The organism is Halalkalibacter hemicellulosilyticusJCM 9152 (assembly GCF_000513115.1).
In the GTDB taxonomy this organism is placed as follows: Bacteria; Bacillota; Bacilli; order Bacillales; family Bacillaceae_D; genus Halalkalibacter; species Halalkalibacter hemicellulosilyticus.
The window spans coordinates 58,209-83,929 of sequence record NZ_BAUU01000018.1; the positions used below are offsets into that span (position 1 = coordinate 58,209).

The following is a 25,721-nucleotide window of genomic DNA, read 5'->3' on the forward strand; positions in this document are numbered from 1 at the left end:
GGTTAGAGGATGAATACATCAATGATTGCAGGCGCTGTGACGATGGGACAATTACAGAAAAAAATTGATACGATCTCCAATAACGTGGCGAATGTCAATACAAATGGATTTAAACGTCGGGAAGCAACCTTTTCTGATTTACTTTTCCAACAAGTGTACAATCAGACAAACCTTCAAATGGAGGGAGGGCGTCTAACACCTGATGGAATTAGAGTTGGCTCGGGTGCCCGGTTGGCACAAACCGCTCTACGCCTAGAGCAAGGCTCACTACTCACAACAGAACGTGAGCTTGATTTTGCCTTGACAGAGCGTGATCTATTTTTCCAAATTGAAACAGTTGTCGGTGGTGAGGTGACAGAGCAGCTTACTCGTGATGGAGCATTTTATTTAACAGAAAGCGTTGATAATCCAGGTGAATGGTCGATTGTCACATCTGATGGAAGTTTTGTCCTTAGTGCAACAGGGGAACGACTGAATGTTCCAGAAAACTTTCAATCTCTTGAGCTAGCGGGCAATGGAATGCTTGTAGCGACATTAGAGGATGGTACTCAGCAAGATATCGGTCAAATTGGACTGACTCGTGTGTTAAAGCCACAACTCCTAACTGCGACTGGTGATAATCGGTACGTCGTTCCTAATTTAGATGAGCTAGGATTTGATGAGGCTGACGTAATTGAAGCAGCCGCAATCACACCACAACTCGTTCAGCAAGGAGTATTGGAAGGTTCGAATGTGGATTTGTCTAATGAGATGAATGAACTCATTCAGGCACAGCGTCATTTTCAATTTAATGGACAGTCCATTTCAATTGCAGATGATATGGCTGGTTTAATAAACGGAATCCGAAGATAAGCGTGATTTAGATTTGGGGAGTATACGATGACTGAAAAGAAGGCAACTGAAAACGTGAAAGAAGCGAATAAGGAAGAGCCGGTCGTTCAACAGGAATCTGTTGAACAGAAAACGAGCTCTCAATCGACCAATGAGTTAGCACAACAGGTTGAAACAAATGATGATGAACATTCAAAGCAGAGATATCGCCGTAAACGCCTGCGATTGCGGGTGATCCCAATATGGCTACGAATTCTTCTTTCGATTGTACTCATTGGTGGTAGCTTTCTCGTTGGACTGATGGTTGGCTTTGCTATTGTTGGAAACGGAGACAACCCAGCTGAAATTTTAAAGCCAGACTTATGGTATTATTTAATGGACATGATCCGAGGAAGATAGCTTCCTCGGATTTTTCTGTTGTTCGTTTACAAGGTCAATTAGACTTGAATGATTCGCATTGGAAATGAAAAATATGGTATAATATGAAAAAAACATCTTGGAAGGGATGAGGTTATTGCTTACAGTTGAAGAAATTAAAGAAATCATTCCACATCGTTATCCTTTTTTATTAATTGATCGTATTGTTGAATTAGAAGAGGGGCAAAAGGCAGTAGGAATTAAAAATGTAACGGCAAATGAGGAGTTTTTTAATGGACATTTCCCAGAATATCCTGTTATGCCAGGAGTGCTTATTGTAGAAGCTCTTGCTCAAGTTGGAGCAGTCGCTATTTTGAAGGTCGAAGCCAATAGAGGGAAATTAGCGATGTTTGCCGGCATTGATAAGTGCCGTTTTAAGAAACAAGTGAAGCCAGGAGATCAGCTAAGACTAGAGGTTGAAATTACTCGGATGAAGGGCCCAATAGGAAAAGGACATGCAGTGGCTTCAGTAGATGGTGAAGTGGCAGCGGAGCTTGATATGACCTTTGCTATTCAATAAGCCGGAAATGAACGATTCATTTCACGTCATGATGAAGGAGAGGCCCACTCATGAATACAGCTTTTACTCGGTTTATCGAAAATGATAAGAATATAGAGACGTTAGTTCATTGTATGAATGATGGTCTGCTGTTAATAGATAATCATATGCGTATTATCGCTGTGAATCCAGCGTTTGAGCAAATGACTCAATATTCCTCTGATGACGTTTTAAATCAGCCTATTCGTAATGTTTTGGTTGATGATGGTCAGACAGTAGAACTCCTAGTTCAATCGGTCACGGCAGAAGAAGGTTGGTCAGGTGATATTAGAGTTTTGCGGCACGAAGGGGAATCTTTTTGGTCGACATTGTCTCTTACGAAGGTCGAGCAGCAATCAGGAATTTGTTATTATATTGGGATAATGCGCGATATTTCAGAGAAGAAAGCGAAAGAAGAGAAACTTACGTATTTGTCAAACTATGATCAGCTAACGAGATTACCTAACCGTCATATGTTGATGATGCTTGCGGAAAGGGCGATCAGGCAAGAGGAACATGAGGCTGGTCGATTAGACATTCTTTTCTTTGATTTAGATCGTTTTGAGAAGATTAACAAAAATTATGGTTATGATATGGGTGATCAGCTTATTTTGCAAGTAGCGCAACGCTTACGTCACATTGTGGGCGAAAGCATCTTAAGTCGTGTGAGCGGTGATGAATTTATCATATTATTAAAAAATCATACTCACGCTAAAACACTAGCAAAGATTGAACAAATCTTCCGTGCGTTTGAAAGGCCTTTTGCAATCGGCAATCATTCCTTTATCGTGACGATAAGTATGGGGATTAGCTCGTTTCCTGAGAATGGAGGAGACGTGACAACTTTATTGCAAAATGCCGATAGTGCTCTATTCCATGCAAAAATGGAAGGACGCAACCATTACGTTTATTATCGAACGACAATGAATGACCGTGTCGGACAGGAGCTTGCTCTTGAGCAGGGGTTGTTTGAAGCGTTGAAAAGCGATGAACTCGAGGTCTTTTACCAGCTTCAAGTTGATGTAGAAACAGCCGAGCCCTATGGAGTCGAAGCACTTGTTCGTTGGAATCACCCTAAGCACGGCGTGATGGCGCCAGGTGTTTTCCTACCAATTGCGGAAGAAATGGGGATTCTTGCTCATATTGATGAATGGGTCTTAAATCAAGCTTGTAGCCAAGGGAAGAAATGGCACGACGTTGGGCGTCAGCTTGTTGTGTCTGTGAATGTGTCAAAAGCCTTTTTTAAACAGCCTGACTTTATCAAGCGAGTCGAGAAGGCACTAATGCTTTCCAATCTAGAGCCTGAATATTTGTGCTTAGAAATAACGGAAAATACGGCCGCTCTTCAAGTTGACGATATTCGTGAGAAGTTGAGAATTTTAAAGGGTGTCGGTGTTCACGTTTCATTAGATGACTTTGGAACAGGCTACTCCTCCTTGAGTCAGTTGAGCCTTTTTCCAATTGATACGTTGAAAATCGACCAATCCTTCGTACGCGGTGAACCATCGCAAACGAAAAATGCAATTGTTAGATTGATCATCGGAATGGCCAAAACATTGGACGTTAGTGTGATATGCGAAGGGGTTGAAACAGAGGAGCAGCTTCAATTATTAAAAGACGAAGGGTGCAAGCACGCCCAAGGCTATTATTTTAGCAAGCCTGTTCCATCCGCTCAATGTGAGGCATTAATGAGAGTATAGTGAAAGGAAATAGATGGATCAAGTTAGCCATACATTGCTGTATGGCTCTTCTCATGGAGTGAATTTATATTAACTTATACAAGTATGAATATAATAATTACTCAAGGTGAATACTACAACACAGCTAGACAATTTTCAACATGGAGGTATCACAATATGATGAAGAAATGGTTAACATCAGTCGCAATTGCTGTTTTAGCAGTGGGGTTAATTACAGCATGTGCACCAGCTGAAGAGGAGCCAATGCCAGAAGATCCAATTATGGAAGACGGTAATGGTATTGATGATCCAGCTCAAACGCCAGACGAAGAGCCACCAATGGATGAGCCACTCGAAACAGATCCAGATGCAGATATGGACGATGCTGAGGAACAAATCGACGTCGATTTAGAAGATGATGAGACTGGCGATGAACTAGCAGAGGACGAGGATGATTAAGGAAGAAGGGGAACTCCGATAAATGGGGTTCCTTTTTCATGTGGAGAGAGGGGCGAAATGGGTCGAATTGCGTAATGTGAGCGCTTTCACTCTGTTTTTGTACACTCTCGCGACGGGATAAAGCGCTTTCAATTAAAAACAGCACACTCTCGCCGAAAAAGTGAGCGCTTTCATATTTGGGTATCTAACCTCTAACAATCAACCCTCCTTTAGAAATGAAACGAATCTTCTTGACGTTAATAGGTCGAGAAATTACAATCAGAGTAGATCAAAACTGACTGGTCAGTCGGAATCGTTGTGAAAGAAAAAAGAGGAGTGGAGAAGTGTGACGATAAAATCATTATCAGCATGGACAGTAGGCTTTTTTGTATTGTTTCTTGCAGCTTGTGGATCAGATGTAGAGACAGAAGCTGAGCCAGAGGAAACAGCAGTAGCGGTTGACGAAGTGATACAGGGGGACATTATCGGAGAGAACCGCTTTATCGGACAAGTTCAGGCTGGTGGCCAACAGGTCGTGATGCCTAAGGTAACAGGTGAAGTCGTTGAAGTGCTTGTTGAAAAAGGGGATCAAGTTGAAGAGGGCGATGTGCTAGCTCGCTTGGATGATCGCGACTTACGGTTACAGCTTGAAGCTGATGAGGCGCAACTAGAGCAGGCACGTAGTGGACTGCGACGCGCAGAAAATGGGAAGACACAGGCAGAAGCCAATGTGAGCCAAGCACAATCACAGCTTCGTCAAGCAGAGCAAGGATTAGAGGATGCTAAGAAGGCGAAAAATGATCAAGAGCATGCGTTAGAGGAACAAATTACTGAAACGGAGCGAATGGTTGATCAGCTACGAGAATCATTAGAAGAGGGAGGCGCAACCGAAGATCAGGTTGAGCAAGCGGAGCAGCTACTGCAAGGGTTACTCGCCTCACAATCGGGAGGAAATGCGCAAATGAGTGCAGAGCAAAGTATTTCCTCTATTGAAGCATCTGTAGACCAGGCCGAAACCGGTGTTGAGATGGCCCGTTCATCCGTCACAGAAGCCGATTTAGCTGTAGATGAAGCTGCACGTATGGTCGAGCAAGCCGAGCAAGCTGTGGAACGGTCGCAGGAAAGGCTAGATGATGCAATTATTCGTGCATCGGCAGACGGAGAGGTATTAGCGGTTGAAGCAAGTGAGGGTGATATCGTCTCCCCACAAGCACCGTTTGCTCAGCTGATCTCACTTGATTCTGTCATCGTTACGTTAAATGTCACAGCCGATCAGCTCAGCTACTTCTCACTTGAGCAGGAGTTAGAGGTGGAGATTAGTAGCGTCAGTGATAAGCAAACGGGTGAGGTCACGTTCATTGCTCCATCTGTTAATGATTCACGTCTCTTTCCTATTGAAATAGAGCTTGCCAATACAGATGCTAATATTCGTCAAGGAATGGTCGCGTCCGTCTTTGTTGAGGAAGTATTAGTCGAGGATGAGCAAATTGTTCCAACCGAGGCGATTTTAGAAAGTCAGGGACGAGCATTTGTTTTTGTTGTTGAAGAAGGTACAGCACGTGAAGTAGAGGTAGAGGTTATTCGCTTTGATAGTGAGCAATCAGCGATTAGTGGAGAAATCGAAGTAGGAGATCAAGTCGTAGTAAAAGGTCAGCATCTCATTGACGATGGCGACTTTGTTCGTATCGTCGAGGAGGTGTAGTATGAGGTTAGTTGAAACGTCAGTCAAACGTCCTGTCGGGGTCATTATGCTCGTCTTAGCGGCGCTAGTTCTCGGTGGGATCTCATTGAAAAATTTATCGATTGATTTATTCCCAAATATTGATGTACCTGTTGCGGTCATTGCTACCTCTTATCAAGGTGCAGCTCCACAGGAAATGGAACAGCTTGTAACAAGGCCGGTCGAATCAGCAGTAGGTTCGATTGAAGGAGTACAAGCGATTGATTCGATGTCTTCAGCAGGTTCATCATTAGTGATCTTACAATTTGACTGGGGACGAAATATTGATGAATCGATGAACACAATTAGAGAGCGGGTCGACCAGGTCGTTGGCGCCTTGCCAGAAGATGCTGGACGTCCTTCGATTCTCCGATTTGATCCTCAGCAGCTTCCAGTTATGTGGGTCGGGGTGTCTGGTGCTTCACCGGACATTTTACAGCAGCTCGCTGAAAGTGATATCCAGCCAGCATTTGAGAGAGTGGACGGTGTCGCGTCGGTTTCAATCGAAGGTGGGTTAACACGAGAGATTCAAGTGCAAATGGATCAAGCACGGCTCGCTTCTTATGGGTTAAATGGTACACAAATTGTCCAAGCCATATCCGCAGAAAATCAATCAGTTTCCGCGGGGACACTTGAGCGGGGAACGCAAGATTTACAGCTACGAATCAATGGTGATTTCACAACCGTTGAGGATATAGGTGATACACCGGTTATGCTTCCATCTGGCGGAACGATTACAGTGAATGATGTTGCGAATGTGACAGATACATTTCGCACACCTGATCTACGCTCAGAGGTTAATGGCTCCGAAGCGGTCGTATTATCGATTATGAAGCAGTCGGATGGAAATACGGTTGAAGTGGCTGACAACATGTACCGCGCGATTGAGCAAGTGCAAGCTGAATTAGCGGACAGTGAATTTTCAGTTGATGTGATTATTGATACGTCGGACTTTATTCGCCAATCGATTGCTAGTGTTGTCAACAATATGCTCATTGGTGCGGTACTATCAATTATTGTGTTACTCGTATTTTTGCGTAGTATTCGAACGACGCTCGTTATCGGAATTTCGATTCCAATTGCGATCATTTCGACATTTACGCTTATGTATTTTACTGGAGAAACGTTAAATGTCCTTTCGATGGGAGGGCTCGCACTCGGGCTCGGAATGATGGTCGACAGCTCGATCGTCATATTAGAAAATATCTTCAGTAAACGCCAGCAAGGCTATTCGATGATAGAAGCGGCGAAGGAAGGTGGATCAGAGCTAGCATCAGCAGTGCTCGCGTCGACATTAACGAGCGTGGTTGTATTCTTGCCCATTGTCTTCGTTGAAGGGTTAGCGTCTGAAATTTTCCGACCACTCGCGTATACGGTCGCCTTTGCCTTATTCGCCTCACTCGTCGTCTCGTTGACACTTATTCCAATGCTGTCATCGAAGCTGCTATCCAAAGTGAAGGTCGATGAGCCTGAGGAGAAGAAAGGCTTTGATCGCTGGTTTGAAAAGGCGACGGATGTGTACGAGCGTGTCTTAAATTGGGCGCTCATTAAGCGTAAGACGACGGTTGCCCTAACAGGGTTAGCGATTGTCGCAAGCTTGGCGCTAACACCGTTTATCGGGATGTCCTTTATCCCTGAAGCAGACCAAGGACAAGTGCAAATGAATGTCGTGACTCAGACAGGGACAAGACTTGCAGAGCTTGATGAAATAGCAGAACGTGTCAATGGAACGCTTCAGCCATATGAAGAGATCATTGATACAAGTTATGCGATGATTGGCGGTAGCTCACAAGGTATGGGCGGTGGCTCAAGTGAAATTGAGTTTATTATTCAGCTTGTTCACCCGTCAGACCGAAGCATGACGACCGAGGAATTCGTTCAATCGCTTAGTGAGGAAATGGACGACCTACCAGGTGCCGAGACGACGATTGCTACTGTTGACGCTGGACTCGGAGGTGGCTCGCCAATTCAAATCGATATTAGTGGGCCCGACTTAGATGTACTCGAAGATTTAGCTCAGCAGGTTATGTGGATGATTGAAGATAATGAAGGCATCACGAATGTAGATAGTACGGTTAATGAAGGGAGCCCAGAGTTACAAATTGTCGTTGATCGTGATATGGCGGCACAATATGGACTAACACAGCAGCAGGTCATGAGTGAAATTATGCTCGGCTATCATGGGCAGGTGGCGACTCGTTATCGTGAAGCGGGGAATGAATTTGATGTGCGTGTCATTTTACCAGAGGAATTTCGCCAAACGATTCAAGATGTCGAAACGTTGATGATTCATAATCAGCAAGGTGCGGAAATTCCATTATCAAGCATTGCTGAATTACGCCAAATTCAAGGGCCAACCGAAATCAATCGCAGTAATCAGCAGCGAGAGGTGAGAGTGACGAGTGATCTCGTCGGTGTTGATCTTGGAACGGCAACAACGCAAATCGAACGACAATTAGAACGAATGAACAAGCCAGATGGCTACACGATGTCGATTGGAGGACAGTCACAAGAGATGATCGATGCATTTGAGCAGCTCATCTTAGCATTTTTACTCTCGATCTTCCTTGTCTATATGGTGATGGCGATCCAATTTGAATCATTCCTATTTCCGTTTATCATTATGTTCTCATTACCAACGATGCTAGTCGGCGTTCTCGGAGGGTTATTCATTACGAATGAGCCGCTAAGTGTCCCAGCTTTTGTCGGGGTCATTATGCTCGCCGGAATTGTCGTCAACAACGCGATTGTCCTTGTGAGTTACATTAATATTCTAAGGGAAAAAGGATTCGACCGTCACGAAGCCATTATTGAATCCGGTAGGTCGCGTTTACGTCCAATCTTCATGACGACGTTAACGACCGCTCTAGCGATGGTGCCACTTGCACTTGGACTCGGTCAAGGTGCTGAAGCACAAACACCAATGGCTGTTGTCATCATTTTCGGTTTAATGGCATCAACGATTTTCACGCTGATCTTAATTCCAGTCATGTATATTTTCTTTGATAATTTGTCAAAACGAATCGGATCATTCTCTTTTAGACGTAAGCGAAAGCAGGAGGTTGATCCAATTGAAGAATAAAGAAACAAAACGGGAGCAAATATTGAAGGCAGCCTTTCATGTCTTCTTACGAGATGGCTATGAGCGAGCGACGATGCAGGAAGTGGCCAATGTGGCAGGTGTGGGAAAAGGAACGACCTATGAATATTTCTCAAGCAAGGAGGCACTTCTTTTTGAAGTTGTGCAGAAAGGGTTTGGTTATTTTCTTGAACAGCTACTTGATGCGATTGAGCAGCCAGGAACCGTCCGAGAAAAAGTTGAGCGCCTGTTCCTATGCAACTTGAACTTCTTTCAACAGGAAGTCAAATTTCGCGATTTCATGTTAAATGATTTCGGTAAAATGCCTGATGAATTACATGAATGGCTTCTGCAAAAACAGGACATATTTATCGGCAAGATTGCGAAGGTCATTCGTAAAGGCCAGCAGTCAGAAGAAGTGGGAGCTGTCCATCCAGAGGTAGTCGCAAGTACGCTTATTCATAGCTTGAAAATGATTTATTTCTATCCTGAGACGAAAAAGGAAACTCGTCAAGAAATTGTAAAAATGCAAGTCGATTATTTGTTTCAAGGACTAGCAAAGCGAAACGAAAGATGAGAATGATCGTCTGTTAAGCTAGTAGGGTGTGTCGAAAGGTTCATAAGCCTTTTGACGCACCCTATTTTAGTTTAATTTATTGTAAAAAGCCGAATTTACAGCAATTTGATTGTATGAAAAATCTGCTATGCAACGATTAACACATCTTGTATACTAGTGATAAAGTCACATTATGTAAGCTTATGCCTAATTATACTGAAATTAGAATATTTTAATTGAATATAGGTATAAGCTTTTTAAATAGATGAAAATGACATATTGTGGATACACGTTAGAATGGGGAGGGATTCGTTTGAATGCTAGTAATAAAAAGCTCAAAATGAATTTACAGTGGAAGGTAACGATACTGCTCGTACTACTTATTTTTGTCATTACGAGCATTAGTGCAACAGTGACAGGTTTTGCGCATGCCTATATTGAGAATCCGACAATGGTGACGGTTGCGACGTCACTCTTTACTGTGTTAGTCGGAGCAATTGGCTCTATTCTTATTATTCATTTTCTAGTTAACAAGCCTCTTGCAAAATTAACAGAGATCGCACAGGCGTTTAAAAGGAATGAATATGATCGACGTGTGAACATCCGCACACGTGATGAATTCCAGCAGCTCGGGATCGTATTCAATGAGACCGCTGAGCAAATGGAATCTCTAATCGAGGAGTTAAGCTCATCAAGTGATCAGCTTTCGAAGCAATCGAACGGGATGAAACAAGCACTATTAGAGACACAGCAGTCGTCCGAACAAATTGCATCAACGACAGAGCAATTCTCACAGTCTGCGGAAACGATGACTAAGGATATTCAAGTGGTCGTTGAGGAAACAGAAGCGACGGCTCAGGAAATGAAGAGCTTTTCAAGCCGTGTCGATCAAGTCGATGATTCAGCAACCGATGTACTATCCCTTATTAAAGAAGGACAGGAGGCGGTACAGTCCTCGATGGAAACGACGACTGTGACACAGACGAAGTTCACAGAGACGGCAACGGGTGTGAAACGATTAAGTGAAAAGTCACGTGAAATTAATGAGATCATCGAGCTGATTACGTCGATTTCGGAGCAAACGAACTTACTAGCGTTAAATGCTTCGATTGAAGCAGCTCGTGCAGGGGAGCATGGGAAGGGCTTTGCGGTCGTTGCGGATGAGGTCCGTAATTTGGCGACGCAATCACAAGCATCGATTGAACAAATTCAGCTTCATATTACAGCTATCCAGCAAGAAGTAGAGCATATGGTTCGTGATATTCATGAAAATGAAGCTAGTATGAATGGCATTGTTGAGAAAATGCAAGGAACGACACAAGTCATGACATCGATTGATGATGCAACAGATGATATTAAAGAGCAAACGGCTGCAATGAAGAAGATGATGGCAGAGCTTGTTTCTCGAGGGGAACGAGTGAATGAGCTTATGCTCGGTACAGTGGAGCTTGTTGATGAAGCGCAGTCAGGTACGGAGGAAATCGCTGCAACGACAGAAGAGCAGCTTTCAACGGCGACCCAGCTAACAGAAATGGGGCATACATTGGAGGAAATGTCGGTCTCATTAGACAAAACGGTAAAGAAGTTATCAACAAAACCTTAAAAAGTTATCCACATAAACAGAACGCGCCATGATTAAGTTTGTTTGATATAAACGTTAGTTTTTGTGGATTTTTCATAGAAATCGGTGGATAATGTGCATAACACTGTGGATAACAATAACTTTACTCATTATCAAGTACAACTTGTTCACCGATTGTGCATAAGCTGTGCATTCATGCAGTTGAAATTTCATGAGCGCGGTACTAACTTTTCAGTGGCCTTGATATTTCCTCTTTTCAATGAATTCGAAGCTCACCCTTTTTCCAAGGGACTGAAAACGTTTGGTTTTTAACTTTTTCGGTGCCCTTTAAGCAATGTGCGTAACCGTTGCCTATTTTGAAAAGATTGATACGAGTGGGTTTCTCGTATCAGGCGAGCAACGAGTGAAGCCATTGCTAGTCAAATCAAAGGTACTGAAAATGTTGATTTTTACTTTTTCAGTGGCCTTTCCTTTTTCAGCGCTTCTTTAAGCTTCGATTTCGCCTTTTTACGCCAAGTGGCTACAGTATTAGTTGAAACCTGTTGCTCGTACGCAATTTGTGCAGGCTTCTTGTCATGAATAACCGTGTCAAACAGCCATTGTGCTTCGCGTTCTGTTAATAATTTGCGAAAATCATCAAGGTTGTGGTCAAGCCATTCGGCGATCAGGCAGCTTTCATCTTCTATATATCAAATACGATATCCATTCCGTAAATATGCTGCTCGCTATAGCGAGCTTCCTTACGTAGAAAGTCAAGCAAACAACCGCGCACCTTGAACAGCGCAATCGTCGAAAAGCTCCCTTTTTCCTGATCGTATTGCTCATACGCTCTCCACAGTCCAATTAACCCAACTTGATAGAATTCCTCACGATTACGGTAAATGTTCAGCTTTTTGATTTGTCCTCTAATGAGAGGCTCGTATTGTTTCGCGACTTCAGCAAATGTTCTATTTTCAATCATACTTCTAATCCTTTTAGAAGCGCGCTTCATCCATATTCCCGGTATGTTTACCATACGAAAATAAGGTGACCATCGCATCTACACTAATGGCCCTTTTCGGTTAGTTCGCTTCTTCAAAATCTCCCGTTTCGGTTAGGCCAAACTGAATAATTGGGAGAAGGTGCTAACTAGAAAATGGCAAAAACATACTTTTTTTCGCGAGAGTTCGATGAAACATGATACAATAAGACACGATTCAAAATGGATACATAATTGGAGTGAATAAGATGAATAAGATTCAAATGATCGTGGTGCTCATGCTACTCGTGCTAGTCGGCTGTCAGCAAACAACAGAGCCGCCAGTCGAAGAAGAGCCCGTAACACCACCTGAAGAAACGGAGGTCGAACGAGAACAAGAGGAAGAACCACCGCTACCGGTTGAGAAGGAAACGACGATTTCGATCGGGGCTGTCGGTGATGTTCTCTTACATGAACGTCTCTATGAAACAGCGGAGGTAGAGGATGGCTATGACTTCATGCCAATGCTTGAACCTGTTAAGCATTTGATGGAGGCACCTGACTTTATGATGGCTAATCAAGAATCGTTACCTGGAGGAGAAGAGCTAGGGTTATCAACCTACCCGATGTTCAACAGTCCACAAGAAATTGCTCGTGACTTACAGCTAGCTGGTGTTGACTTGGTGTCTGTTGCCAACAATCATACGTTAGATCGGGGGCTTGACCTAGTGTACAATTCGATTGATTATTATGACGAAATTGGCCTTGGCTATGTCGGTGCTTATCGTGATCAGGATGACCGCGATACCGATCGAATTGTCGACGTTGATGGGATTAGTCTTGGTATTCTTGCTTATACGTACGGAACGAACGGTATTCCTGTACCTGAAGGCCATGAATATGTGGTCGCTTTAATTGACGATGAGCAAATGGAGGAAGATGTCGCAGCATTGCGTGATCAAGTCGATATTTTGATTGTTCATATGCATTGGGGAGCTGAATATATTCTTGAACCAAATGAAGATCAGCTTCATCAAGCGAACCTCCTTGCCGAAGCAGGTGTGGACATTATTTTTGGCCACCATCCGCACGTTTTGCAGCCGATTGATGTAATCGAGCAAGAGGATGGTCATGAAACGACGGTGTTCTATTCATTAGGGAACTTCCTGTCAGGACAGAACTTTGACTATACTGACATTGGTGGGATTGCAACCATCGATGTGACAAAGGTAACGCTTGATGACGAGCTTGTTTCCCTTAAGGTTCATTCACCTCACATTGAACCAACGGTCGTGATGAGAGAAGAAGGCTCATATCGCGTTCGAGAGCTAAGCGAAGTCGGGGCCTCACCGATTAATGGCAGTACACATGACGAAATGAGCGAGCATGTGATTCAGTATATGGAATAAAGCAACTTCCTAGAGCAGAGGGATAACTCTTCTCTAGGTTTTTTAAACGATAAGAAAGAATAAAATTCGAGGAAGACATTTGAGAAGAACCGAAGAAGTTAGGGCGAGATCATGGCTGGCTTCGCTCGTTACACTTTCCACTTTCAGAACAACTGAAAACAGCTGTAACGGCTCTGCACAACGCAATTAAGAAAAGACACTAACGCTTTTTTCTTAGTCAAGTAAATACGCTTTTTCGATGAAAAAGATACTTATTCATCGAGAATAAGCATCTTTCCAATGTCATACTATTTAATGTCGAATGAACATACCAATTTACATCTCCAACTGCCGACTGCGTAGCATGCGGCGTCGCTTTTCGAGTTCGCTAATATAGCATATATGTACAATCATTAGAGCAAGACACGCACCGAGCGAATTAATAAAGACATCGAGTACACTTGCCGTTCGATCCGGCAGAAAGCTTTGGTGAAACTCATCAATGGCACCATAGATACTCGCTAGAATCCATGCGACATAATAACGTACTTTTCTTCGACGGATACGATCTAATGCCATGAAGAAGAAGATAGCTAACAAGCCAAATGAGGCTAAATGAACACCTTTGCGGAAGAAATAATTCATAATTTCAGGATCAATAAAGACGATAAAATCAAAAAACGATTCCGTCGATTCACCAGTTAACCCTGGACGACGGGTGGCAATGGCGATGGCGAGACACCAGCTAACAGCGATGATCCACCATTTATTTAGCTTCTTCATCACGATCACCCTGCTCTCTTTGATAACGCTCAATCATTTTACGTGTTGTTGGGATCATTTGTTCAGGAAGCGCATCAAATGAAAAATAACGTACATCATGGCTTTCGTGATCAATTAAAATAGTGCCACTCACCTCTTTTGCCACAAACGAAACAATCACGTTATACACTTCATCCCCATTCGGATATTGAAAATAAAATTCCTCTCCAGAAAAGACAGCAAAGAGCTCCATCTCATGCAGCGTAAGACCGGTTTCTTCCTTTAGTTCACGCCTAGCTGCCTCTTCAACCGATTCACCTAATTCCATAAATCCCCCAGGCAAGCCCCACGTATTCGTATCGGTTCGATGCTGTAGCAATACGCGCTCGTCATCATCGATCACAATTATCGAAGCGGCTGTTAAAATTAACGGCTGAGAACCGACGATCGAACGAATATGTTGTATGTAATCCATGCTCCCACACTCCCTCTTGTCTCTAATTATACATTTTATTACCAAACAAATCACAAGAAATATTTTACAAAACGGAGAATTCTAGCGAAAAAGAGGATATTATGCGGTTACATATTTATAAAAGTAGGTAAAGAATCAAGTGAGATTACGTACGATTGGCGTCGCTTCTTCCCATCGGAAACAGCAATCCTTTTAACCATGAGCGAGCGAGGTGCTTACTCGTTATTTGTAAAAAACGCTGCGCCTCCTTATTTGTCAGTCGATTGCCAACGAGGTAAACATAATCACGGAGAGTATGAAAATGAGCAGATTGCGAAAACTCTCCACAGGAAGCACAAAGCCATTTACCACGAGAGCGTAAGAGAGGAAGGTGATCACATGATGGACAATGAGTACCGTGTCGTAAGGTAGCAGGAGCGATATCCCAATCGGAAAGAAGAGAGCGAACAGCAGGATCGTGCTTTTGTAACAGAAGAGAAGTAAATTGTCGAAGGTGTCCATCTGTATATGAAGGTTGCTGATAGATTCGTTCGTAACGTTGAACCATTTTGGGAGGAACGACTTATGAATCACATAGTCAGAGAGCGATTCGTGACCTTTTTTCGTTTGGATTTGAGAATGAGGAGAGCTTATGACCACGAGTGAGAGGATCGGAATGGTCGGAAGTCGACAGGAGGAGAGCCACCGTTGTAGTTGTGAGACTTGTCTTTCATTTTGCACAATTGGATCGGGGAACGTCTCAATTTCGCCTTCGAAGGTGCGAATGAGCTGGTGGAAGTCAGGATCAAAATAGAGCTGTCCGGCGATATTCTTCACCTCAACGACAACAATGAAGCGCGAGCACACAATAAGCAGATCAAACTGGACGAAAGAGTCCCCGACCGCAAGCCTCACGTCATGAAAAAGGTCATACCGCTTCGGATCTAAGAAGCTCAGCTCATACTGTAGCGACCTCTCGCCCTTATAACCCGCCACCCGTCGCCGCCACTGCTCACGAATCATCGTCTGCCGCTCATGATTAGGCGGTAAGCGTCGCCTTAACCCATCCAGCTGAAAAAGGATCGAAGGCACACGCAAAGGTTTTACAATCATAGAATCACTCCTTTCATACTTAGTACTATTCGTCACGAAAGAGTGCGCCTCCTGCCTATGGTACAGGTTTTATTTATGAGAGAAGCGTGTTTATTTGAAAGCGCTCACACTTTTGCTAGGAGTATGCAAAATGGCTGAGAGAGTGCACAAAAATCGCTTGAAAGCGCTCTAAAAATCAGTGAAAGCGCTCGCATGAGCAAAAGCGACAAATTTCGCTGGTCTCATACGCACTTGCGCCGCACCTGTGCGTATGAATTCGGCGCGGCTTGACTACACTGATGCTAGAACAGAGAAAGGAGCTGAGATTGATGTGGAAAGCGATCAGAGCGGGCGCTGTGTTTGTACTCCTGCTATTTATAGGTGCTGGCTACTTAGGTTATCAATCGTACGATGATACGAGTACCTCGTACACCGTCCAGCATCACTCGAAAAAAGGCGAGAGACAGCTGTTGAATAAGGAAATAACGGAGAGCACGTGGCATGAGGAGGCTGTAACGGCGAGCGCAGTACCGCGTGAAGAACAAGCAGTTGTCGCAACGGCTCAAGGAGAGACGGTCGAAGCATTAGTCGCTCGTTTAACATTAACGGAGCTGATGGAGATTTATGAAATCATCGAGGAAGGAATCGACGATAAGTCTAAGCAGCGCATTCAAGAAAAGCTAGAGGCTCGATTCACACAAGAGGAAATAGATGTACTTATTTCATTTGGCTTTGCTGAGATGGAGCATATGATTCAATAAACTGCGGTAGGGGTCTGGAGCCGTTACTTTTAGAAAAAATGTGTACGAGCGAAGCAAACGTTCATTGAATGGCTCCGCTCTTTTCTTCGATTCTTTTCACAAGAAAGGCTCCCCATGGAGAGAGGAGGGCACCAAAAAAGTTAAAAACCAAACTTTTCAGTGTCCCTTAGAGTGCCTTTCACTTAATTTGCAAGCTCAATTCGGCAAAATGTCTTCAACGGCTTGCTCTTCTTCACATAAACGAGCTCATCCTTACGATGAAATTCGCCATTCTTCGCCATCCACGGTTCAACGCAAACAAATTCCTTTCCTTCCTCAGTCCATAGCACGACGTATGGAAAATCCTCACCATAGCTAATACGCACCTTCGTCTCTAACTCAGGCAATGTAAAGGCGACATGAGGTTTCTCCGCATCAATGAGTGCGATCGCCTCTTTCTTCTCATTTAAATCAACGATCCCATCGAACGGCTTCAAGTCATGATCGTTATAATCAAGCATAATCGTCGCATCACTTTCGACGACAACGGCCTTCTCCTCTGTACGGAAATATGGATGGAAACCAGGGTACATTGGCATCGGTTCCTCAGACAAGTTCGTGTACGTTTGCTCAATGACAAGGCTGCCCTCCTTCAAGTGATACGTAAACTCTAGCTCGAAATCAAATGGGAATCCAGCCTTCGTTTCGTCTGTGCTCGTCAAGCGAATCGTGAGCTGATCCTCATCCTGGGTCACAACTTCCCACGGCAAATTACGCGCAAAGCATGATTGTTTAACGTATATGTCTTACCTTCCCACTCATATTGCTTATTCTCAAGCTGTCCGCTAATCGGAAAAAGAATTGGAATCCCGCCACGAACGTTAGCCTCTAGATCGTATAATGTATCCTCATTCAAATAGAGCAAATCATGCCCTTCAAGCTGCAAGCGCGTCACGATCCCACCACGTTCAGGAATCACCTCAGCAGATGCTGTTCCATTTTTCAATGTATAGGTTTTCATGTTCTCGTACCTCCAATGAATGAAATGTCTATCTTACTATCATAATCTTCTGACAAAAAAAGTCTAGTATAAGACTCGAAATGGTGAACATATCGGTGAAAGGTCCTACTCTCTACTAACTAACATCGACGATCTTTATAACATGTTCGCCTTTCGTGCATGTATTAATTGTGGGAAAATAAATACGAACATACGTTTTTGACGAGGGAAAGAGAATGATTGACCATGACCGATTGTTTAAAGAAGTGCTAACGACCTTTTTTGAAGAATTTATCCTGCTGTTCTACCCGCAAGTGTACGAAGCTGTCCGTTTTGACGATGTCCGCTTTCTCACGGAGGAGCTCTACACTGACGTCACGGTCGGAGAGAAATACCGCGTCGATCTGTTAGAAATAGGGAAGGAATCGTGAAAAGGTCGGTAAGGTGAAGTGAGTAGAGGGATAAGGAATCGCCGCTTTCGCTTTCGATAGGTCATCCTTATTCCTTTAATGATGAGAATTCAAGGTTGAAAGTTGAATCGTGTAATCGATGTTCCGCTATTTGATGCAAAAGAGCGTTGTGAGTTGTGAAACAGGGGAAATAGAGGAATGAGGAACCGCCAAGGGTGGCAAAATGGCCTGAGGGGTGTGAATAGAGGAACGAGGAACTGCGCAAAAATAAATGGTCATCCAGTCAGACGAGGTGAAACAAATGAAAGGAAAGGAAGGAGACAAGATCATGGGAGTGATGGTGTCGTATGAGCGGAGAGGTATGGAGAAAGGTATGGAGAAAGGAAGGTGTTGAGGAAGGTATTAAGAAAGGGATTGAGAAAGGGATTGAGAAAGGGATTGAGAAAGGGATGTTGGTATGATTGTGCGTGTATCGGGGTTGTCAAAAGACATCATCAAACAGCTTGCATCCGAGTCAACCAATGAATAGTGGGGAACAAAGTCTGACAGAGTGTCATGATTGGAAAAATAATAGAGTTAACGCCATCGAAAGCGGAAAGCGGCTTTCGGTGGCGTATTCGTGCTGGGCTTTTTGTGAGAGAAGTTTGGTGGGGAATCGTCTCCTACGCGCTCTGTCCACCTCAGCCTCTGTATTGAATGGAGCACTAGAGAGAAGCAAATGTAATCCTCCTGCCGCTAAATGGCAAATCCTCCATCCCCTGAGAAGTAAAGGAAGTCCTCATTCCGCTAATCAAGTAAAAAGAGTTCGAAATGAGTGAGAAGAGCCGAAATAGAGGAATGAGGGAACCATAACGACGTGAAAAAAGATATTTAGAGAAAATAAAGGAATGAGGAACCGTATGTAGCACACGTTAATGCCTTCAACAATAAGAATCAGATTCTTGATCGAAGTGTATAAGTTCGCGCGCGTTTCTTTCCGCTAGTAACCATTAGGATTTGCTTTTCTTTTAATTTAACTAGAAGTTTCCGAGTATGTCGTACACTAATGTGAAGGTGTTGAGCGATTTCAAGAGGGGTAACAGGATGAAGAGTACGACGAGTGTAACGAACAATTTCAGCTTCTAGCCAAGATAGTTCTGTAGGGGCGTCACCTGAGATAAACTTACCAACGAAAGCAAGAGTGAGTTGTTGACAACGACTTGGCTCTTCTTTGATAGAAAGATAAGCAATAGGTAAGAGTATCCAGCCGTCTAGGGCCAATAAAGAATGCCTCCAGCATAAATCTTTAAAACGTCTAACATCAAGGTCGCGAGCGTGGGGACCATACCCTTGAATTTCAATACACCCTTTTACGTGAGGACCAGGTCTGTATGCAAGATCGAGGTACCGGTAGCCATCGTTGAAATCTCGAACCTCCCATTCAGGGTATAAATGATTAAAGTTGCCAAAAGTGGGGAACCAAATGTCGCGAAGGAACACAAGTGTGCCATGGCCTAGTCCGTTTTCAAGAAATTCTCGCCTTCTATGGTTAGGCTCCTCTGCTATTTGGTTTTGTAGCCATCCATTAAATTCTTGGTCAAATGTGGACATTGGAAACACATCCTTTATTAGAGTGGGAGTAATACGGGGAGAGAATGATGAAAGAAAAGGGAAAAGCAACGGGGTGCTTAATAAGTACATATTATCTCAACTTCTACTATCCTACAACTGTTAAATCGCAAAAAGTACTCCTCCTACCTCTATCTGGGGAAAATACCGTGAAAGGAGGGGGAGAGGTACTCCTCATTCCGCTAATGTGCTCCTCCATGTCCGTTCTATCACACAAAAAGCGAAATAGAGGAATGACGATACCAAATTGCCTCGAATTAACTGGATTTAGAGGAAATAGAGGAAAGAGGAACCGCTCATCCTCTGATGGACATGCAGCGTGTCCACTGCATGTCCATCAGAGAGTAATCCTGCTCAAAAAAGGAATGCCACCTACCGCTAATGTCGCCTACCCTTTGTTCTCCCCCACTCAAAACGCCCCAAATCAACTCATGCTACCATGTACAAACTACCCAAATAGTCAAAAAAACCTACAACACCCTACAACGAGCCTCTCATTGCAAAGTTCAATATATCGAATCAGTCAAAGGACTTAATAACGAACATATTAAACTAGTATAAGGTTATTAGACCTATATAAAGAACGGCATAAACTCAGCCTCTCATTAAAGATAGTAGTCTTTAAGAAATGCAACTTTAGACTCATTTTTAGATAAAAAAACATGATTAAATAACAGAAAAGCCGAGTTTCTTCTATTATATATGTGTTATTGTAATCGTTTTCAACAATAAAAATAATGATGGAAAGAATTGAAAGTTGAATATAAAATGAAATTATTAGACTTATATACTAGTAGTGTACAAGGAGGAAAATACTAGAATGAATAAGACATTGAAACGAGTTGTCATTTCTTCCGCATTTGCGACTGGACTATTGATCACCACGCCACAGGTTGCAGATGCTGCTTTAGGTGATCAGACGCTACGTAAAGGTATGACCGATCCGGACGTCAAGGATTTACAAGATGCATTGAAGAAGAAGGGTTTCTTCAACTATGACCAGTCTACCGGTTACTATGGCACAATTACACATGATGCGGTGCGCAAATTTCAAAAGGAGCATAACCTTCAAGTGGACGGGATTGCTGGTCCGCAAACGTTAAACAAGCTTCTAGAGCTAATGGACGGTGAAGTAGCACCTCCGACGTCATCGAACACAAATACACAATCATCAAGTCCGACGCAGTCAGTTTCGTCATCGCTTGCCAATTATTCATCGCTCATTCGCCAAGGGCAAAGCGGGAAGCATGTTGAAGAGCTACAGAAGATCCTAAAGGAACAAGGCTATTTCCGCACAGATGTAACAGGCTATTTCGGTCGTGTGACAGAAGCCGCGGTGAGGGATTTTCAGCGTGATATGAACATTAAGGTTGATGGGATCGTTGGTCCACAAACGATAGGGAAGCTATTGAATGAGAACAAGACAGAAGTGAAGGAGCCTGAATACAAGCCGACACTTCCTCAACAAACGTCGAAGCTTGATACATCCAAGGTGTACCGTGTCGGAAGTACAGGACAAGCTGTCACAGAGCTACAATCACAACTTCGCTCAGTCGGTGTCTTCAATCAAGATCCAACTGGCTACTACGGCGAAATTACAGCAACGTCAGTCCGTAACTTCCAGCGTCTGCACAATTTGAAGGTGGACGGAATTGCCGGCCCGCAAACGTTATCAAAGCTAAAGGAAGTCTCAACGAATAAGAACAATAATAATTCGAATGCGTCTAATGGAGGAAACAACTCATCATCGAATTCCTCCGCATTTGTAACGAATGTTGTTGCTGATGCAGCGACTTTAATTGGAGTTCCGTACCTTTGGGGTGGAACAACAACGAATGGTTTTGATTGCAGTGGCTTCGTTCAATATGTATTCAATAAGCAAGGTGTATCGATTCCACGAACGGTCGCTTTGCAATGGAATGCCGGCAAGTCTGTTTCACAACCAGCCGTTGGCGATATCGTTTTCTTTGATACAACAGGTGGACCATCTCATAACGGAATCTATATCGGGAACAATCAGTTCGTACATAGTGGATCCTCGACAGGTGTCACGATTGCGAATTTAAACAATAGCTATTGGAGTCAGCGTTATCTTGGAGCGAAGCGCCTCCACTAAGATACGCTCTAAGGCATTGAAAAGAATCTCTTTTCAATGCCTATTTCAATAGATTCAGAGTGATTAGGAATCAATCTTACAAATACCTCCGTATCCCTAGAACACGAGCAGCCCTCAGCACAATTACAGCACAGTCGTCCAAAGGTAATCGACATTCCGCTATTAGTAGCAAAACAGTTAGAAAATAGAAGGAAGGGAATCCTCATTCCGTTAATGAGCCAATTCTCTAGCAAATAACCACAAAAATGATGAAATAAAGGAATGAGGATACCGCTTCGCCTCAGGAAAGAAGCATTTGAGGAAATAGAGGAACGAGGAACCGCTATGTCGCTCGCATCGGCCTCGCCACTTCCCCCTCACCGAACCGCTGATTCACAGCTCTGCCACCCGCCCCTATACTACGCTGTTCCTCCCTCTCATTAACAGCTTCACAGCACTCCCCACATACAAGCTCCCTTAATCAAAAGAAACTGTATTATAGGAAGAAACTAGGTCTAAATCGAACAAATACTATTCGAATGTATGAGCGTTCATCAATAAGCGACTATGATGTAAGCGCTATGCAACAGCAGACAGCTTTCGACAATCATGACGAAAAAAGAACACCAGCTTCGTAATAAGCTAGTGCTCTCTTCATAATCTTTTAACCCAACTCTAAATGCTCGCGTAGCTCATCTCTAACACGTGCGACTTCTTCATCAGGCACTTCGAAATAATAAATGCCATCAATGGTTGTCCCACTACCTGAAATTTGCATTTGCTCGACTGTGTGCCTTGCATCGCGATAATTCGATTGAATCTTCCACATTTCATCCAACGATAAATCGGTGCGCACTGAACCGCCGACAACATTCAGAATTTCGCCCACTCGCGTAATAGAACCAATATGAGCGGCTTCCTGAACCATCGCCTCGACAATTTGACGCTGGCGATCATTTCGGCCGAAATCGCCGCGAGGATCTTCATATCTCATCCGTGAGAATGCCAATGCTTGTTCGCCATCAAGATAAATTTCGCCTTCATTAAAAGTATGCCCACTTTGTGTGAAAGAGAAATCATTGTCAACCGTTACCCCACCAACCGCATCAACTAATCCTTTGAATCCTTCCATATTAATGCTCACATAATGATCAACTGGAATATCAAGGAAGTTCTCGACTGTGTCCATCGACATTTCAACACCGCCGTATGCGTAGGCGTGGTTAATCTTCTCGATCGTGCCACGTCCGATGATTTCGGTACGTGTATCACGAGGGATACTGACCATTTTGATCGATTGCTGATTCGGATTGACAGTCATGACGATAATCGTATCAGAACGACCGCTATGTGTCTCACCGCGTGAATCGACACCAGTAATCAAAAACGACAAAGGCTCCTGATTCTCAATATCGACAGCATTCTCTCTTCGTTCTGTCGTTCGATCAATTGGCTGATGAATTTCACTCGCTGTGTCACTTACTGATTTGTACAAATAGAAGCCATAAGCCACAACTGCTAAAAATATTACTCCGAATATGATCCCGATAGAAATCAATATTTTCTTTTTTGTCATACGCTTAAACGCCCTTCTCTCGTGTATTAGACTCATTTCCAAAAAAAGTAGGTAGATTACTCATTCATTATAAATTATAGTAATAATGAGATTCAACAAAATTTTCATGAACAGAAATTGACAATCTATGATATAATCCTCATAGCAATTGTGACTAATCGTAGGAGGTTTCAAATTCGAAATGGAAGAAACAATTAGTTTAAAGGATATTATGCTAACGATCAAAAAGCATTTGCGCCTGATCATCTTAATTCCGATCGTAGCGGTCGTCGTTAGCGCTTTAGCAAGTTATTTACTTCTTACCCCCATATTTCAAAGCTCGACCCAAATTCTTGTAAACCAAACGAATGGTGATCAACAAATAAGTCAAAATGAAATTCGGACAAATATTGAAATCATTAACACATATACGGAAATTATTCGTGAACCGATTATTTTAGACAAAGTAATAGAGGAAGCTAGCCTAACAGAATCAGTTAGTCAATTAAGAGGTATGATTAGTGTGAGTCCGCAGAACAATTCACAAGTCGTGCGAATCTCAGTCGACCATGAACAACCAGCACAGGCCGCACTTATTGCGAATACGGTAGCGGAAGTGTTTCAGCGCGAAATTGTCGAAATTATGAATATCGATAACGTTCATATCCTCTCATATGCTGAAGTCGGTGATTCACCATCACCTGTTGCGCCGAATCCAACGTTAAATATGGCGATTGCCTTTGTCGTAGGCTTAATGGCAGCGGTTGGTGTAGCTTCTTACTTGAATATTTAGATACGACAGTCAAAACGGAAAAAGACGTCGAAGACTTGACCGAGCTTCCGATTCTCGGAATTGTTTCAAATATGGATAACGTCATGTCGAAAAAAGGTAAGATCAATTAGTCGATAAAGGAGAACGATCAAGTGGCACGAACGAATAGACCGAGTAAAGTGAACAATGAACGGAATTTAATAGCTGAAACAGATAAACGCTCACCGATTGCTGAGCAATACCGAACGATTCGAACGAACATTGAATTTTCAGCGGTTGATGAAGAACTGAGAACGCTTGCAGTCACGTCATCAGGTCCTGGAGAAGGGAAGTCGACAACCGCTGCGAATCTTGCTATTGTGATGGCGCAAAATGGTAGCAGAGTATTGCTAGTCGATGCTGACTTACGTAAGCCGACGATGCACTATACGTTTAAGACGATTAATAGTCGTGGTTTGACGAATGTGTTGACGAAGCAGGATGAGCTAGAGGAAGCCTGTCAGCAGACGAAGATTGAGAATTTAACGATTCTTACGTCAGGGCCGATTCCACCGAATCCATCCGAATTGTTAAATTCGAAAATGATGGAAATTACGCTACGCCAAGCAACAGAAATGTTTGATGTCGTGCTGTTGGATACACCACCTGTAATGGCGGTTGCCGATCCACAAATTATTGCAAGCAAAGTAAACGGAACGATTATTGTTACATCGAGCGGAAAGACAGACAAGGAACAATTAACCAGAACGAAAGATTTGTTAACGAAGGCGAAGGCACGTCTTTTAGGTGTTGTCCTGAACAACAAGGAAGTGAACGAAGGACAATATTACTATTATGCTAATCAATGATTGGTCTGCTACATTTTCTATGTTACGATTAAGTTTGTTTTTAAGAGAAATTTAAGAGAGTGAGAGAAAGAAGGTGTTAAGATGATTGATATTCACTGTCATATACTGCCTGGTGTTGATGACGGCGCAAAGAATCTCGCTGAAAGCATCGAGTTAGCGAAGCAAGCACATCAAGAAGGAATTACAGCCATTGTAGCAACACCACATCATCATCACCCTTCCTTCTCAAATGATGGGCATTCGGTGATCGAAGCAGTTGAACAGTTAAATCATGCTCTGAAGGAACATGAGATTCCAGTCGACATCCTGCCAGCGCAAGAAATCCGTATCCATGGAGAGATGACTAGTCAATTTGAGACAGGTGATCTATTAACCTATGGTGGTCATCAGCAGTATCTCCTTGTTGAATTTCCGTCGAGTCAAGTACCACGTTATACGAAACAATTATTCTATGAATTACGTATGCAAGACTATATTCCGATTATTGCACACCCAGAGCGTAACAAAGTATTTATCGAGAAGCCTGATGTGCTCTATGAGTTTGTTAAGGATGGGGCTTTAACACAAGTGACAACATCAAGCGTGACCGGTCATTTTGGTAAAAATATTAAGAAATTCTCGGAACAGCTAATAGAGTTCAATCTCACTCATTTCATTGCCTCTGATGCTCATAATCTATCAGAGCGAACGTTCAGAATGACAGAAGCGCTTAATGAAGTTGAGAAGCTATTTGGCTATGATTATGTCATGCAATTGAAAGAGAACGCTGAGCTACTAATTGAAGGTCAGTTTGTTTATGCGGAGCCACCAGAGAGAATCCGTACACGTAAGAAATGGCTAGGCATATTCTAACGTGCGATAAGCATAATGATACTTTGGCAATGTCTCCTTGCCGATATCGATGGGGATACTCGATCATGCTGTGGGCAGAAGCCTTAGACACAAACGTTGTCATTGGTATGGTGTGAGGGTGGGTTAGATGCCCATTACTTTTAAAAAGGATAAGAACGTATAAAATTAGAGAAAGAACCGAGGAAGTGAGCGGGAGCATTCCATAGAAGTGAGTTGGCTTCGCTCGTTACAACGGCTTCGTACAACATACATAAGAAAGACGCTGTCGCGTTCTTCTTAATACGAATAAAGCCTTAAGTGAGTTCTCTTTACGATGGAAAGAACACTGGCTTAAGGTTTTATCATGG

The 25,721-nt window shown here is 43.2% G+C and carries 24 protein-coding genes and 2 pseudogenes; 16 read left to right on the top strand and 10 right to left on the bottom strand.

From position 1 onward, the window contains the following. The first annotated feature begins 9 nt into the window (after positions 1–9). The 9 genes from JCM9152_RS12550 (at position 10) to JCM9152_RS12590 (ending at position 10,861) form a co-directional block, all read left to right on the top strand. A complete protein-coding gene (locus tag JCM9152_RS12550; RefSeq protein WP_035344749.1) occupies positions 10–852 on the top strand; it encodes a flagellar hook-basal body protein in 843 nt (280 codons plus the stop codon). A 27-nt stretch (positions 853–879) separates the two neighbouring features. Then, positions 880–1,230, top strand: coding sequence for a DNA-directed RNA polymerase subunit beta (locus JCM9152_RS21415; protein WP_052015912.1), 351 nt, complete (start codon positions 880–882; stop codon positions 1,228–1,230). 115 nt (positions 1,231–1,345) lie between these two features. Continuing rightward, positions 1,346–1,768 (top strand): 3-hydroxyacyl-ACP dehydratase FabZ, encoded by a 423-nt coding sequence (fabZ, locus tag JCM9152_RS12560; RefSeq protein ID WP_035344752.1) that lies wholly within the window; start codon positions 1,346–1,348, stop codon positions 1,766–1,768. A gap of 50 nt (positions 1,769–1,818) precedes the next feature. Next, a complete protein-coding gene (locus JCM9152_RS12565; protein ID WP_052015914.1) occupies positions 1,819–3,486 on the top strand; it encodes a sensor domain-containing protein in 1,668 nt (555 codons plus the stop codon). Positions 3,487–3,642: 156 nt separating this feature from the next. Continuing rightward, the gene (locus JCM9152_RS12570) at positions 3,643–3,924 is read left to right on the top strand and encodes a hypothetical protein (RefSeq protein ID WP_035344755.1); all 282 of its coding nucleotides are present in this window, start codon (positions 3,643–3,645) and stop codon (positions 3,922–3,924) included. A 325-nt stretch (positions 3,925–4,249) separates the two neighbouring features. Further along, on the top strand, positions 4,250–5,605 hold the full coding sequence (locus JCM9152_RS12575) for an efflux RND transporter periplasmic adaptor subunit (protein ID WP_035344758.1): 1,356 nt from the start codon (positions 4,250–4,252) through the stop codon (positions 5,603–5,605). A 1-nt stretch (position 5,606) separates the two neighbouring features. Further along, positions 5,607–8,705 carry an efflux RND transporter permease subunit gene (locus tag JCM9152_RS12580; RefSeq protein WP_035344761.1) on the top strand — a complete coding sequence of 1,033 codons (3,099 nt, stop codon included), beginning with the start codon at positions 5,607–5,609 and terminating at the stop codon, positions 8,703–8,705. Continuing rightward, positions 8,695–9,279, top strand: coding sequence for a TetR/AcrR family transcriptional regulator (locus tag JCM9152_RS12585; protein WP_035344764.1), 585 nt, complete (start codon positions 8,695–8,697; stop codon positions 9,277–9,279). Before JCM9152_RS12580 ends, JCM9152_RS12585 begins: the two co-directional genes overlap by 11 nt. A gap of 292 nt (positions 9,280–9,571) precedes the next feature. Further along, on the top strand, positions 9,572–10,861 hold the full coding sequence (locus tag JCM9152_RS12590; RefSeq protein ID WP_035344767.1) for a methyl-accepting chemotaxis protein: 1,290 nt from the start codon (positions 9,572–9,574) through the stop codon (positions 10,859–10,861). Between the two features lie 428 nt (positions 10,862–11,289). Here JCM9152_RS12590 and JCM9152_RS24090 read toward each other — a convergent pair whose 3' ends face one another. Beyond that, positions 11,290–11,526: a LuxR C-terminal-related transcriptional regulator gene (locus JCM9152_RS24090; protein WP_148296498.1), complete on the bottom strand. Its 237-nt coding sequence runs from the start codon at positions 11,524–11,526 to the stop codon at positions 11,290–11,292. Continuing rightward, positions 11,523–11,801, bottom strand: a complete 279-nt coding sequence (locus tag JCM9152_RS12595; RefSeq protein ID WP_052015915.1) for a sigma factor — start codon at positions 11,799–11,801, stop codon at positions 11,523–11,525. Before JCM9152_RS12595 ends, JCM9152_RS24090 begins: the two co-directional genes overlap by 4 nt. A gap of 266 nt (positions 11,802–12,067) precedes the next feature. On the opposite strand from JCM9152_RS12595, the gene JCM9152_RS12600 reads away from it, so the two are divergent. Next, a complete protein-coding gene (locus JCM9152_RS12600; protein ID WP_035344770.1) occupies positions 12,068–13,207 on the top strand; it encodes a CapA family protein in 1,140 nt (379 codons plus the stop codon). Between the two features lie 315 nt (positions 13,208–13,522). Here JCM9152_RS12600 and JCM9152_RS12605 read toward each other — a convergent pair whose 3' ends face one another. The 4 genes and pseudogenes from JCM9152_RS12605 to JCM9152_RS24100 form a co-directional block, all read right to left on the bottom strand. Further along, entirely contained in the window at positions 13,523–13,969 is a 447-nt protein-coding gene (locus tag JCM9152_RS12605; protein WP_052015917.1) for a VanZ family protein, read from the bottom strand. Further along, positions 13,953–14,423 carry an NUDIX hydrolase gene (locus JCM9152_RS12610; RefSeq protein WP_035344773.1) on the bottom strand — a complete coding sequence of 157 codons (471 nt, stop codon included), beginning with the start codon at positions 14,421–14,423 and terminating at the stop codon, positions 13,953–13,955. The genes JCM9152_RS12605 and JCM9152_RS12610 overlap by 17 nt, the downstream gene beginning before the upstream one ends. 145 nt (positions 14,424–14,568) lie before the next feature. Continuing rightward, positions 14,569–14,970 (bottom strand): Sjogren's syndrome/scleroderma autoantigen 1 family protein, encoded by a 402-nt coding sequence (locus JCM9152_RS24095; RefSeq protein ID WP_148296495.1) that lies wholly within the window; start codon positions 14,968–14,970, stop codon positions 14,569–14,571. Positions 14,971–15,062: 92 nt separating this feature from the next. Further along, positions 15,063–15,515 (bottom strand): annotated as a pseudogene (locus JCM9152_RS24100) (nuclease-related domain-containing protein); the annotation flags it as partial. A 308-nt stretch (positions 15,516–15,823) separates the two neighbouring features. On the opposite strand from JCM9152_RS24100, the gene JCM9152_RS12620 reads away from it, so the two are divergent. After that, positions 15,824–16,255, top strand: coding sequence for a hypothetical protein (locus tag JCM9152_RS12620; protein WP_035344779.1), 432 nt, complete (start codon positions 15,824–15,826; stop codon positions 16,253–16,255). Positions 16,256–16,437: 182 nt separating this feature from the next. Here the strand turns inward: JCM9152_RS12620 and JCM9152_RS12625 are convergent, their stop codons facing one another. Together JCM9152_RS12625 and JCM9152_RS23735 are read right to left on the bottom strand one after the other, a co-directional pair. After that, positions 16,438–16,989, bottom strand: a complete 552-nt coding sequence (locus JCM9152_RS12625) for an aldose epimerase family protein (RefSeq protein ID WP_052015919.1) — start codon at positions 16,987–16,989, stop codon at positions 16,438–16,440. Next, positions 16,986–17,255 carry an aldose epimerase family protein gene (locus tag JCM9152_RS23735; protein ID WP_052015921.1) on the bottom strand — a complete coding sequence of 90 codons (270 nt, stop codon included), beginning with the start codon at positions 17,253–17,255 and terminating at the stop codon, positions 16,986–16,988. Before JCM9152_RS23735 ends, JCM9152_RS12625 begins: the two co-directional genes overlap by 4 nt. Before the next feature lie 215 nt (positions 17,256–17,470). On the opposite strand from JCM9152_RS23735, the pseudogene JCM9152_RS12630 reads away from it, so the two are divergent. After that, positions 17,471–17,644 (top strand): annotated as a pseudogene (locus JCM9152_RS12630) (DUF4351 domain-containing protein); the annotation flags it as partial. 933 nt (positions 17,645–18,577) lie between these two features. On the opposite strand, the gene JCM9152_RS12635 reads toward JCM9152_RS12630, so the two are convergent. Beyond that, on the bottom strand, positions 18,578–19,234 hold the full coding sequence (locus JCM9152_RS12635) for a hypothetical protein (protein WP_035344785.1): 657 nt from the start codon (positions 19,232–19,234) through the stop codon (positions 18,578–18,580). Positions 19,235–20,072: 838 nt separating this feature from the next. Between JCM9152_RS12635 and JCM9152_RS12645 the strand changes: the two genes are divergently transcribed. Beyond that, positions 20,073–21,368 carry a C40 family peptidase gene (locus tag JCM9152_RS12645; RefSeq protein WP_052015922.1) on the top strand — a complete coding sequence of 432 codons (1,296 nt, stop codon included), beginning with the start codon at positions 20,073–20,075 and terminating at the stop codon, positions 21,366–21,368. A gap of 643 nt (positions 21,369–22,011) precedes the next feature. Here the strand turns inward: JCM9152_RS12645 and JCM9152_RS12650 are convergent. After that, complete coding sequence (locus tag JCM9152_RS12650; RefSeq protein ID WP_035344790.1) at positions 22,012–22,923, bottom strand: LCP family glycopolymer transferase; 912 nt, start codon at positions 22,921–22,923, stop codon at positions 22,012–22,014. A gap of 181 nt (positions 22,924–23,104) precedes the next feature. On the opposite strand from JCM9152_RS12650, the gene JCM9152_RS12655 reads away from it, so the two are divergent. From JCM9152_RS12655 to JCM9152_RS12665, 3 genes are all read left to right on the top strand, one after another. Continuing rightward, positions 23,105–23,695: a YveK family protein gene (locus JCM9152_RS12655; protein ID WP_235715700.1), complete on the top strand. Its 591-nt coding sequence runs from the start codon at positions 23,105–23,107 to the stop codon at positions 23,693–23,695. A gap of 131 nt (positions 23,696–23,826) precedes the next feature. Next, positions 23,827–24,522, top strand: coding sequence for a CpsD/CapB family tyrosine-protein kinase (locus JCM9152_RS12660; RefSeq protein WP_035344793.1), 696 nt, complete (start codon positions 23,827–23,829; stop codon positions 24,520–24,522). Positions 24,523–24,603: 81 nt separating this feature from the next. Beyond that, positions 24,604–25,374 (top strand): tyrosine-protein phosphatase, encoded by a 771-nt coding sequence (locus JCM9152_RS12665; protein ID WP_035344795.1) that lies wholly within the window; start codon positions 24,604–24,606, stop codon positions 25,372–25,374. Positions 25,375–25,721 lie beyond the last annotated feature (347 nt).